The following is an 11246-nucleotide window of genomic DNA, read 5'->3' as shown; positions in this document are numbered from 1 at the left end:
TCGCGATGCGCGCGCTCACGCCTCGCCGCCGGCGCGGACCATGTAGCCGGCTCCCCGCACCGTGTGGATCATCGGCCGCTCGAAGCCCTTGTCGACCTTGGCGCGCAGGCGGGAGACGTGGACGTCGATGACGTTGGTCTGCGGGTCGAAATGGTAGTCCCAGACGTGCTCCAGCAGCATCGTGCGGGTGACGACCTGGCCGGCATGGCGCATCAGGTATTCGAGCAGGCGGAACTCGCGGGGCTGGAGCGGGATCTCCTGGCCGGCCGGGTGACCCGGTGCGACAGCCGGTCGAGTTCGAGGTCGCCGACGCGGTAGCTCGTCGCCTCCGCCGCCGAGGAACCGCCGCGGCGGCGCGCCAGCACCTCGATCCGGGCCATCAGCTCGGAGAACGCGTAGGGCTTGGGGAGATAGTCGTCGCCGCCGGCCTTGAGGCCCTTCACCCGGTCGTCGACCTGGCCCAGCGCCGAGAGGATCAGCACCGGGGTCTCGACGCCCTGCTCGCGCAGCGAGCGGATCAGCGACAGGCCGTCGAGCTTCGGCAGCATGCGGTCGACGACGAGCACGTCGTAGGCGCCCTCGCGGGCCAGCGCGTAGCCGTCGAGGCCGTCATCGGCGGTATCGGCGACGTGGCCGGCCTCGCGAAAGGCCTTGGAGAGGTAGGTGGACGCCTCGCGGTCGTCCTCGATGATCAGGAGGCGCATGTCGGGCATTCTAGGGCAGATCCCCGGCGCGCGGGAGAGTTCCGTCTCCGGGATCCTGGCGCCCTGGCCCCGGGACGGGCCCCGCCCGACATGCCGCTTTCGAGGGGGAGGAAGCGCGGCACGCCGGGTGTCGCCTCCGGGGCGGCAGGCCGAGCGGGGGGCTCGGCCTGCCGCGGCACGGAGCACCGGATCGTCTGGGGGGCGACGATGATGATCCGGCGCCTCGGCCCTCGGGGCCTTGGATCGCGGCGGCGCCCCGGGGGATGAGGGCGCCACCGCGTCCGGCGACGGTGTCGTTATGGACCGTGCCGGCTTACGCCGGTGTCTCCGCCCCGTGACCGATAGGTAATCTTTGCCGGAGCGGGAGGCCCGCTCCGGGTCGTGCTCCCGGGGGTCAGACCACGGGGGGCGCCGTCGCGGCGGCGTCCGGCGCCGGCGACTTGGTGCCGGAGACGAGCGGCCCGTCGCCGTGGATCAGCGTCATCACCAGGGCGACCACCGCCAGCAACGCGGCCAGCACGGCGGGGACCAGGAAGGCGCTCTCGCCGAACCGGCTGTGCAGGAGGCCGCCGGTGATCGCCCCGAGGCTCAGGGCGGCCCAGAGGGGCGCCTGGATCCAGAAGGACGGCGAGGGATGGCCGAGCAGCAGGTTGGCGAGGCCGGTGCCGAAGCGCACCACCGCGCCGGTGACGTAGGTCAGCGCCAGGCTGCGCCCCTCCTCGTCCTGGAGCACGGCGTTCTGCATGCCGAGCGCCAGCACGATCGGGTAGGCATGGAACGGGAACTCCTCCGGCCCGCGCGGCAGGGTGAGGCCGACGCAGAGCAGGAGCGCCTGGAGGCCGAGCAGCACCGCGAGGCGCCAGTAGCCGACGGCGGCGGCGATGAGCGTGCCGATGAAGGCGCCGAAGCAGAACACCGCGATGGTGCTGCCGACCCGGGTGACGTTGCCCCAGTCGCTCAGGCTGACGGCGACGCCGAGACGGGTGGTGTTGCCGCTCATGAAGGACATGAACAGCTGCGAGAATTCGAGGAACCCGATCGAGTCCGCGCAGCCGGCCAGCGCCGACAGGGCCAGCGCGAACGGCACCCGCGTGCTCGCGGCGGCCGGAAAGGCCTTGGTTTCCTTCTCTGCTGCCATCCAGTCCGTCTCCTGTGCTGCCGTCGGGGCAGAAATCGCTCCAAACCAGAACAGGGCGGCAGCGTGACGGTTCCGCTGCGGCGCGGCAAACCGTTGCGTCATCGGAACGCAGCGTCAGGCAGCCTGCGGGCGACGGCGCCCGTCACGTGTTTGCGGCGCGACCGATCCCGCTTCGTTCAGGTGCGGCGCAGGGCCGGCAGCATGCCCGCCAGGGCGTTGTAGTCGAAGGGCTTCGACCAGGCGGGAATCGCCTCGTAGTCGGCCGGGATCGCCGCCGCGTCGTAGCCGGTGGCGAAGACCACCGCCACGCCGCGCCGCGTCAGCTCGGCAACCAGGGGATAGACGAGCTCGCCCCGCAGGTTGATGTCGAGGACGGCGAGATCGAGGGCGTGCGAGGCCGCGAGCGCCCGCGCCTCCCGGACCGTCGGCACCGGACCGACGACCTCGACGCCGTGCCGGGTCAGCGCCCGCGAGAGGTCGTCGGCGATGAAGTACTCGTCCTCGACCACGAGAACCCGAAGGGGATCGGGTCTCCTCTGTCCTGACATCGCCTCGTCCCCACCTCGGACGGCGCATCCCGCACGGGCGCCGTCCGGGCGGCATGCTATCACAGCCGGGTCGGTTCCGTCGCGCGTGCAACAGAGGCGGTCGCTGACCGGCGGGCACCCTTGGCGGCGGGCACCCTTCGCGGCGGGCACCCTTCGCGGCGGGCACCCTTCGCGGCGGGCACCCTTGGCGGCGGGCACCCTTGGCGGATCGGCTCAGGCCGCGATCTCGGCCACCACGGCGTTGAGCACCGGGGCCCCCTTCGGGGTCGCGGCGAGGCGGCCCTCGCCCGTCCGGGCGACGAGCCCGGCCGCGACCAGCCCGGCGACGCGGTCCGGGTCGAGGGGCCGGCCCTTGAGCGCCGCGTAGCGGGCGGGGTCGATGCCCTCGCGCAGGCGCAGGCCCATCATCAGGAACTCGTCGGCCTGGTCGCCCGGGCTCAAGGATTCCGTCTCGACGACCCCGTGGCCCGCGGCTTCCGCCTTCGCCAGCCAGGCCTCCGGGTTGCGCTCGGTCGAGGTGCCGATGCGGCCCTCCGGGAGCACGAGGCGGCCATGGGCGCCGGGGCCGATGCCGGCATATTCGCCGTAGCGCCAGTAGAGCAGGTTGTGGCGCGATTCGGCCCCGCGCCGGGCGTGGTTCGAGATCTCGTAGGCCGGCAGGCCGGCGGCCTCGCAGACCTCCTGCGTCACGTCGTAGAGGATCCGGGCGGTGTCGTCGTCCGGCACGGTGAGCTTGCCGGCGGCGGCGAGCCCGTAGAACGGCGTGCCCTCCTCGATCGTGAGCTGGTAGAGCGACAGGTGCTCCGCCGCCCGGGCGATCGCCCCGCGCAGTTCCGCCGCCCAGGCCTCCGGCGTCTGGTCCGGGCGGGCATAGATCAGGTCGAAGGAATAGCGCTCGAAATGCGCCGCGGCGGTCTCCACCGCCCGCATCGCCTCCTCGGTGCTGTGCAGCCGGCCGAGCTTCTTCAGCGAGGCGTCGTCGAGGGCCTGGACCCCGAGCGAGACCCGGTTGACCCCCGCCGCCCGGTAGCCGCGGAACCGGCCGGCCTCGACGCTGGTGGGGTTGGCCTCCAGCGTCACCTCGACCCCGGGGGCCACGCTCCAGGCGCCCGCCACCGCCTCGAGGAGCGCCCCCACCGTCTCGGGCTCCATCAGCGAGGGCGTGCCGCCGCCGAGGAAGATGCTGGTCACGGTCCGCCCCGGCGTGAGCGAGGCCGCGTGGGCGATCTCGCGCGCGAAGGCGGCGCGCCAGCGCGCCTGGTCGAGGCGCCCGTGGCGGACATGGCTGTTGAAGTCGCAATAGGGGCACTTCGCGGCGCAGAAGGGCCAGTGCAGGTAGACCCCGAAGCCGACGTCCCGGGTCGGATGATCGATCATCGGGCGGATGTGAACGCCTTGGGCCCGCGGCGCAAGGGGCTGGGACGTCAGACCGGCAGGCCGTGATGCCGCCGGGCGATCAGGCATTCCGGGTCGCCGGGCTCGCAGGTGCGGCAGACCTCGGGGCGCACCGCGTAGACCTTGCAGGCCACCCGCTCGCCGACCTTGCCGTCGAGGGCGCTGCAGCGCTCGCCCTCGCAGCGCATCCGCCCGGCCGGGTCGTCGACGTAGACTTCCGGGATCCGGGCGATGTCGGCATCGTCCTCGGTGCTGAACCGCGGCCACTCGGCCGAGTAGGCGCAGCAGGCGCCGCATTCCTGGCAAGAGAAACTTTGGCGGATGAAGGTCTCCGGGTCGGCCGGGCTCACGGCGTGAGGCCCGGCGCCGCCGGCGGGATCGGGCGCGGACGGCCCTCGTCGTCGATCGCCACGAAGGTGAACACCCCGACCGTCACCTTCTCGCGGGTCTGGGTGCGGAAGCGCCGGGCCCAGGCCTCGATCTGGATCCGCATCGAGGTCCGGCCGGTGGCGACCACCTGGGTGTAGACGCAGAGCACGTCGCCGACCCGGACCGGGCGCAGGAAGGTCATGCCGTCCACCGCCACCGTGACCACGCGCCCCTGCGCCCGCTCGACCCCGGCGATGCCGCCGGCCTGGTCCATCTGCGACATCACCCAGCCGCCGAAGATGTCGCCGTTGGCGTTGGTGTCGGCCGGCATGGCGATGGTCCGCACCGTCAGGTCGCCCTGCGGCCGGGCCGCCTCCCCGGTCGTCGCGTCGGTGGTCATGATCCCCCTGCCCCCTTTGCCCCTGGTCTCCGGCGCGAGCATAGGGCATCGAGACACCGGAGCGCGAGCGCCCCGATTCGAAACGCCCCGCGGTTTCATCAGCCCGCGGATGGTTCTAGTTTCGGCGGCACGCCATCAGCCGGAGGACGCATCATGATCCAGGGCCATCCCACCAGCGGCGCCGAAGCCGACCGCGACTGCCCGGTCCCGCTGGCGACCCTCGGGGAGATCTACCGGGCCGAGCCGGAGGACCTGCCGGACCTCCTCGACGCCCTGCCGGTGGAGACCCGCGCCAAGCTCGCGGGCTACCTCTATGCCAAGAGCCACACCCACAAGCTCGGCCTCACCGTCGCCCGCACCTGCGGCAAGGACGACCTGGTCAAGGCCCTGGGCGAGATCGGCACCGTGGTCCACGGCCAGGCCCACCTGCCGCCGCCCAAGCCCGTCCAGGCCGCCCCGGCGGCGCCCCAGACCCGCAAGATCAGCCTCGGCGGATCGGGCACGAAGCGCAGCTTCGATTGATCGTTTTTTTCGATCGGCGCGATCAAAATGCAGGATCCCGCGCGCAACCTCATCCTGAGGTGTCAGTCGATCGACGATCGACTGACCTCGAAGGAGGGCTCCAGAAAGCTCGGCGATCTTCTGGAGCCCTCCTTCGAGGCTGTGCGATCTTCGATCGCCCAGCTCCTCAGAGCCTGTTTGAGCAGGATTTCTACCCAATATTTGAGGCAGGGGGGGGATCATCCTGCCCACTAACCTCATCCTGAGGTGCGAACGAAGTAAGCCTCGAAGGAGGGCTCCGGGGATCGCAGAGGCTTCTGGAGCCCTCCTTCGAGGTCAGTCGATCGTCGATCGACTGACACCTCAGGATGAGGTGGAATGGTAGGATATCTCCTGATTTTTCGCAGTTTTCGTCAAATCACGCTGCTCAAACATGCTCTCAGGAAGAGGTCGTGAGCCGGATCACCGTCACGACGCCGCTTCCGTCCCGCACCACTCGGCGACGAACAAAGCCATCGCGGTGGTGATGCGCCTCAACGAGGCGAGGCTGACCCGCTCGTCGAAGCCGTGGATGTTCTCGCTCTTCGGCCCGTAGCAGAGCGCCGGCACCCGGTCGTAGAGGGCGTGGACCCGGGTATCGAGGTAGCCGGCGGTCATGAAGCTCTTCAGCGGAGCCCCCGTCGCCGCCTCGTGCGCCTGGGCCAGCACGGCTTCCGCCTCCGAGCCCTCCTCCAGCACGTAGCCCTCCGCGAAGAAGCCGTGGAAGGTGACGCTCGGCGGGCTGTTCGACAGGAACACGTCGTCGCGGGCGAAGGCCTGGACCGCCGCCTCGATCTCGCGGGCGGCGTCCGCCGCGCTCGTGCCCGGATAGATCGCGATACGGCAGTCGATCCGGCACCAGGCCGGCACCGAAGAGGCCCAGTCGCCGCCCTCGATCCGCCCGATATTGAGGTTGATCGGGTGCGCCTCGCCCTCGAAATGCCGGCGGCCGGCCTTGTCGGCGTTCCAGCGTTCCTCGAGGGCGCGCAGCGCACCGATCACCCGGTAGGCGGCGTCGATGGCGTTCGCGCCCGTGCCCATCTCGCGCACGTGGACCGGCCGGCCGCGGACCTCGACCCGGAACCACAGGACGCCGGTATTGGCGCGCACCAGCATCTCCTCTTCCGGCTCCGGGATCAGCACCGCATCGGCGCGGTAGCCGCGCAGATGGGTCATCAGGGCGCCGTTGCCGGTCGATTCCTCTTCCACCACCGATTGCAGCGTCACGGTGGCGGCGGGCTGGAGCCCGATCCGCCCGAGCGCGTCGAGGGCGAACAGGTTGGCGGCATGGCCCGCCTTCATGTCGGCGCCGCCGCGGCCGTAGAGCCAGTCGCCCTCCACCACCGGCTCGAAGGGCGGGTGGGTCCAGAGGTCGGCGGGGCCCGCCGGCACCACGTCGACATGGGCCTGGAGGATCAGCGAGCGCCCCCGCTCCTCCCGCGGCCGGTGGATGCCGACGACGATCGGCGCCTCGGAATGCTCGGGCGTGAACCTGGCCCCGCCCGGATGCGCCTCGATCTGCGCCCGGTCCATCGCGAAGCGGTCCATGGCGTAGCCGCGCTCGCGAAAGGTGCGGAAGACGAAGTCCTGGATCGCCTGCTCCTCGCCGCGGGTCGAGGGGAAGCGCATCAGCGCCTGGGTATGGGCGACCTGCTCGGAAAAATTCTCGGCGACGGCGGCGACGATGCGGTCGCGCAGGGCGGGATCCAGGGGCATCGGGGGCTCCTCGAAGGCAGGGACGCCCTCCTGAATAGCCGGGAAGCGCCGCCGCCGCGACGCACTTGTCCCCGGACGATCCTGCGATCGGCGCGAAAGCCCGACCGCCCCGGCCGGTCAGGCGAGCCCCGACAGCACCGCCTCCCGCAAGGCCAGCGGCAGGGCGACGAGTTCGCCGTGGATCGGCTCGCGCCGGTTGTAGACCGGGGCCCGGCCGTCGAGGCCGAGCACGGCGCCGCCGGCCTCGCGCAGGATCAGGTCGGCGCCGGCGAGGTCCCAGTCGCGGGCATCCGAGGAGACCAGGCCGACATCGACGAGGCCCTCCGCCACCCGCACCAGGCGCAGGGCGAGCGACGGGATCCGCGGCAGCCGCACCAGCGCGTCCGGGGTTCCGCCGAGGCCGAGCCGGCCCTCGAGCCGGTCGGCCATCGGCTTGGGGCCGGTGACGCGGGCGCCGGCCATGCCGGCCTGGCCCGAGACCCGGATCGGCACCCCGTCCTTGGTCGCCCCCTCCCCGGCCACGGCCTCGTAGAGGGTCGCGGTGACCGGCGCGGCGACGTGGCCGAGCACCGGCTGGCCGTTCGCGAGCAGGGCCACGGCGATCGACCAGTCGGGATCGCCCGTCAGGAAGGCACGGGTGCCGTCGATCGGGTCGACGATCCAGACGAGGTCGTGGGAGAGGCGGACCGGATCGTCGCGGGTCTCCTCCGAGAGCCAGGCGGCACCGGGGATCAGCTCGCTCAGGCGCACCTTCAGGAAGGTGTCCACCGTCACGTCGGCTTCCGTCACCGGCGAGCCGCCGGCCTTGTTCCACACCCGGGCGGAGGTGTGCTGGCCCTGGCGGAAATACGGCAGCGCCAGCAGGGCCGCCTCGCGGATGATCGCCCGTACCTGGGGCAGGAGCGGGCGCAGGTCGTCGGGGAGAGGCATGGAAGGCCGCCGCTGATGCGAGGGGAGTGCCCGGCGGCCCCGCGGCGGGCACGGGTCGAGCCGGATCAGGATTCCCTCCGTTGTAGGCCCCGGCTCCGGGCGCCACAAGGATTCGTCGCGGCGCACCCGGCGGCAGCGATGCCGCATCGTCTTAGCGAAGCGTTTCACTCCGCGGCTCTGCCATGTACTGGCGGTGAACGATAAATGAATCGCAACGCGACAAGGATCCGTTGAGCATTCGGCTCATCTGTGCCGCGCCAACTATCGCTTAACGCTGCCTTTTAAGGCGTTCTGAGGCGGTGCGGGTCCAATGTCGGATCAACAGCGGACGACACGACAGAGGTCGCCGCCTCACGCGGACAGGGCGTCGAGCAGAACCATGATCACCAGATTCCCCTCTTCCAGCAGCCGGTCTTCGCGCAGCAACGCCGCCCGTCGCGACGTCGAGCTCCCCGTCATCCATCGCGGCCCGGTCCAGGCCGAGCCGACGGCGCTGCCGATGGTCGGCCGCATGCCGGGCGCCAGCGCCGCCGGCAGCCTCGCCCTCTGCCTCGACGGCGATGCCAGCGACGCCGCCGGGGAGGACCGCTTCGCCGTCATGGTGCTCGACCGCAGCGGCGACCCGCTGATGCGGCTCGGCCTCTACGGCGACGACGAGGTGGTGGCGGTGTGGCGCCGGCTCGGCGCCGAATCGGGCCTGCCCCTGGTGGTGATCCAGGAGGACGGCGCGGTCTCGCCGATGGGTGAGCAGCTCGGCCGGGTGAAGCTCGGCGCGGTGCGGATCCGCCGCCGGCACGGTCTCCTGAACCACCGCCGGCCGCGCTTCCTGACCCGCCGCAAGACCGGCCGCCTGCCGCTGCGCCCGCTGGTCTACCGCGACGAGGCGCTGATGACCGAGGGCGGGAGCGTCTGACGCTCCCGATCTCGTCAACTGGTCACATCAAGCCTTGCCAGAGCGCATCCAGCGTGAGGCCGCAGAACAGGATCAGACCCGCATCCCGGTTGCTGCGAAACAGCCGCAACGCCTCCGCGCCGTCGCGCGGATCGAGCCGCCCGACCTGCCAAGCGAGGTGGCCGGCAAACAGCGCGAGACCGGCAAGACCGATCGGCCCGGCCCCGGCTCCCGAGAGGGCGAGGCCGATGAACAGGACGCAGGCCAGGAAGCAGCCAGCCACGGCGAGGCGCACCTTCGTGCCGAAGAAGCGGGCCGAGGACTTGATGCCGGCGATCTCGTCGTCCTCGATGTCCTGCACCGCGTAGATGGTGTCGTAGCCGATGACCCAGGCGATGGCGCCGGCATAGAGCCAGTAGGCCGGCGCATCGAGGCGGCCGAGCAGGGCGACCCAGCCCATCAGCGCGCCCCACGCGAAGGCGAGGCCGAGCACGGCCTGCGGCACCGGCATCACCCGCTTCATGAACGGGTAGATGGCGACGGGCGCGAGCGAGGCGATGCCGACGAGGATCGCCGTCCTGTCGAATTGCAGCAGCACCGCGAGGCCGACCAGCGCCTGCAGCGCCAGGAAGGTCAGGGCGTGGCGCACGCGGATGCGCCCGGAGGGCAGCGGCCGCAGGCGGGTGCGCTCGACCCGGGCGTCGAGGTCGCGGTCGGCGATGTCGTTGTAGGTCGAGCCCGCCCCCCGCATGGCGACGGCGCCGATCAGGAACAGGGCGAGGTGCCACAGGCTCGGGCCCGGCCGCCCCGCCGCGATGGCCGCGAGCGAGGCCGACCACCAGCACGGCAGCAGCAGCAGCCACCAGCCGATCGGCCGCTCGATGCGGGCGAGCCGCAGGTAGGGCCGCACCCCTTCGGGCGCGTGCCGGTCGACCCAATGCCCGGTGACGGCATCGGCGACCGGACGGTCGGGGGCAGGATTCATCTCTCGGCGTGAGGCGCCGGGGCCGTCATCGGCATCCGGCTCACAGGGCGCCCTGCGGCACCCGGAAGCTGCCGGTCAGGCCGGGACCGCCGAGGAGGCCGCCGCCGCCACCGCCCTGCTGCTGCTGGGCCGCCATGGCGCGGGCCTTCTTCTCCATCGCCGCCTGCTGCACCGCCGCGTTGCAGACCTTGGTGCGCAGGGTCGAGACCCGGCCGTGATCGGCCTTGAAGCCCTCGACGAAGGAATCCGGGATCGAGCACCAATCCTTGTTGGCGGTGATCCACTTCAGGCCCTCGGTGCCGTTGGCCTGGAGCTTGGTGAACAGGGTGCAGGCGGCGGCCGCGGTGATCTTCGCCTTCTTGCCCTGGGAGGCGGCGTTGACCTTGCCGACGATGTCCTTGCGCTCGGTGAGGGTCTTCTGGATCGTCGAGCAATCGGCGCCCTGGGCCCGGGCGGCCCCGCCGAGGAGCGTCGCGCCGAGCAGGCTTCCGGCCAGCGCCGCCACGGTCACACGCATGCGAGTCATCTCCCAACCCCCCAAAGCTCTCGGCCCCGTTCATCGGCCTTGCGCCGGTCCGGCCGTCGTGTCGGCGCCCCCGGCATAGTGAAGAAGTCCGTGCCGCTCCCGGCCTCGTAGCGCTTTCTGCACAGGAATGTGGCGCCTTCATGCGGCCGGAGCCCGGCGGCACGCGTCCCGGCCATGGTCGCCGCCCCTTGTTGCACGCCGGCAACAGACTCGGCGCGACCGGTCCGGCGATTGACATCCCGCCCCCGACTCGGCGAGCAGAGCGGCCATGGCGGCCTACGACTTCAACGCACCCCGGCTCTTCCTCGACATCCCGATGCACGAGGGGGCGCGGCATACCCTGGAGCGGGCGCAGGCGAATTACCTGCTCTCGGTGCTGCGGCGCGACGCTGGCGAGCCGGTGCTGGTGTTCAACGGCCGCGACGGCGAGTGGCGGGCCGAGATCGAGCCCACCGGCCGCAAGGCGGCGGACCTGGTGCTGCGGACGCGGCTCCGGCCGCAGACGCCGCCGGGCGACCTGCATTACCTCTTCGCCCCGCTCAAGGCCGCCCGCCTCGACTACGTCGCCCAGAAGGCGGTGGAGATGGGCGCGAGCCTGATCCAGCCGGTGGTGACGCGGCGCACGCAGGGCGACCGGATCAAGCTCGACAAGTTGCAGGCCAACGCGATCGAGGCCGCCGAGCAATGCGGGATCCTGAGCCTGCCGGAGATCCGCGACGCGGCGCCGCTCGGGCAAGCCCTGGCCGGGCTCGCGCCGGAACGGCTGCTGGTGTTCTGCGACGAGGACGCGCCCGTGGCCGATCCGGTCGCGGCGTTGCGGCAGGCGGCCTCCGGGCAAGCCTCGTCCGGGAACGCCCCGGTTCCGCTGGCCGTTGTGATCGGGCCTGAGGGGGGGTTCACGCCGGAGGAGCGCACCCTGATCGGAGACCGTCCCAACACCGTCCGCCTCTCCCTCGGCCCGCGGATCCTGCGCGCCGACACCGCCGCCGTGGCGGTGCTCGCCCTGGTCCAGGCCGTGCTCGGCGACGGGCGGCAGAAGGCCTGACGAGGGCCTGACAAGGGGCCCGATCCGCCCCGTTCCGCGGCCGCGACCATCCGGGCTC

Annotated in this window: 12 protein-coding genes and 1 pseudogene; 3 read left to right on the top strand and 10 right to left on the bottom strand. The window is 71.9% G+C overall.

Annotated features, from left to right (window positions below; translation table 11 throughout):
• Positions 1-15: 15 nt before the first annotated feature.
• The 6 genes and pseudogenes from F1D61_RS20970 to yciA form a co-directional block, all read right to left on the bottom strand.
• Positions 16-704, bottom strand: a pseudogene (locus F1D61_RS20970) (winged helix-turn-helix domain-containing protein).
• A 394-nt stretch (positions 705-1098) separates the two neighbouring features.
• Complete coding sequence (locus tag F1D61_RS20965; RefSeq protein ID WP_203153831.1) at positions 1099-1842, bottom strand: YoaK family protein; 744 nt, start codon at positions 1840-1842, stop codon at positions 1099-1101.
• Between the two features lie 176 nt (positions 1843-2018).
• Positions 2019-2390 (bottom strand): response regulator, encoded by a 372-nt coding sequence (locus tag F1D61_RS20960; RefSeq protein WP_203153829.1) that lies wholly within the window; start codon positions 2388-2390, stop codon positions 2019-2021.
• A gap of 213 nt (positions 2391-2603) precedes the next feature.
• A complete protein-coding gene (gene hemW / locus F1D61_RS20955) occupies positions 2604-3767 on the bottom strand; it encodes a radical SAM family heme chaperone HemW (RefSeq protein ID WP_203153827.1) in 1164 nt (387 codons plus the stop codon).
• A gap of 47 nt (positions 3768-3814) precedes the next feature.
• Complete coding sequence (locus tag F1D61_RS20950; protein WP_246775442.1) at positions 3815-4135, bottom strand: YkgJ family cysteine cluster protein; 321 nt, start codon at positions 4133-4135, stop codon at positions 3815-3817.
• Positions 4132-4554, bottom strand: a complete 423-nt coding sequence (gene yciA / locus F1D61_RS20945; RefSeq protein ID WP_203153825.1) for an acyl-CoA thioester hydrolase YciA — start codon at positions 4552-4554, stop codon at positions 4132-4134. The genes F1D61_RS20950 and yciA overlap by 4 nt, the downstream gene beginning before the upstream one ends.
• A 153-nt stretch (positions 4555-4707) precedes the next feature.
• On the opposite strand from yciA, the gene F1D61_RS20940 reads away from it, so the two are divergent.
• Positions 4708-5076, top strand: coding sequence for a hypothetical protein (locus tag F1D61_RS20940; protein ID WP_203153823.1), 369 nt, complete (start codon positions 4708-4710; stop codon positions 5074-5076).
• 447 nt (positions 5077-5523) lie between these two features.
• Here F1D61_RS20940 and F1D61_RS20935 read toward each other — a convergent pair whose 3' ends face one another.
• Complete coding sequence (locus F1D61_RS20935; protein WP_203153821.1) at positions 5524-6810, bottom strand: ArgE/DapE family deacylase; 1287 nt, start codon at positions 6808-6810, stop codon at positions 5524-5526.
• A gap of 117 nt (positions 6811-6927) precedes the next feature.
• Entirely contained in the window at positions 6928-7740 is an 813-nt protein-coding gene (locus F1D61_RS20930) for a 3'(2'),5'-bisphosphate nucleotidase CysQ (RefSeq protein ID WP_203153819.1), read from the bottom strand.
• Between the two features lie 379 nt (positions 7741-8119).
• Between F1D61_RS20930 and F1D61_RS20925 the strand changes: the two genes are divergently transcribed.
• Positions 8120-8653, top strand: coding sequence for a DUF6101 family protein (locus tag F1D61_RS20925; protein WP_203153817.1), 534 nt, complete (start codon positions 8120-8122; stop codon positions 8651-8653).
• Positions 8654-8675: 22 nt separating this feature from the next.
• On the opposite strand, the gene ubiA is transcribed toward F1D61_RS20925, so the two are convergent.
• Both ubiA and F1D61_RS20915 read right to left on the bottom strand, forming a co-directional pair.
• Positions 8676-9617: a 4-hydroxybenzoate octaprenyltransferase gene (gene ubiA / locus F1D61_RS20920; protein ID WP_203153815.1), complete on the bottom strand. Its 942-nt coding sequence runs from the start codon at positions 9615-9617 to the stop codon at positions 8676-8678.
• 40 nt (positions 9618-9657) lie between these two features.
• Positions 9658-10143 (bottom strand): hypothetical protein, encoded by a 486-nt coding sequence (locus F1D61_RS20915; RefSeq protein WP_203153813.1) that lies wholly within the window; start codon positions 10141-10143, stop codon positions 9658-9660.
• 268 nt (positions 10144-10411) lie between these two features.
• Here F1D61_RS20915 and F1D61_RS20910 point away from each other — a divergent pair, with 268 nt between their 5' ends.
• A complete protein-coding gene (locus F1D61_RS20910; RefSeq protein ID WP_203153805.1) occupies positions 10412-11188 on the top strand; it encodes a 16S rRNA (uracil(1498)-N(3))-methyltransferase in 777 nt (258 codons plus the stop codon).
• The last annotated feature ends 58 nt before the right edge of the window (positions 11189-11246 follow it).

This window comes from Methylobacterium aquaticum, assembly GCF_016804325.1.
GTDB lineage: Bacteria > Pseudomonadota > Alphaproteobacteria > Rhizobiales > Beijerinckiaceae > Methylobacterium > Methylobacterium aquaticum_C.
Note: the sequence above shows the minus strand (reverse complement) of the source record. Positions and strands in the feature narration are given on the sequence as shown.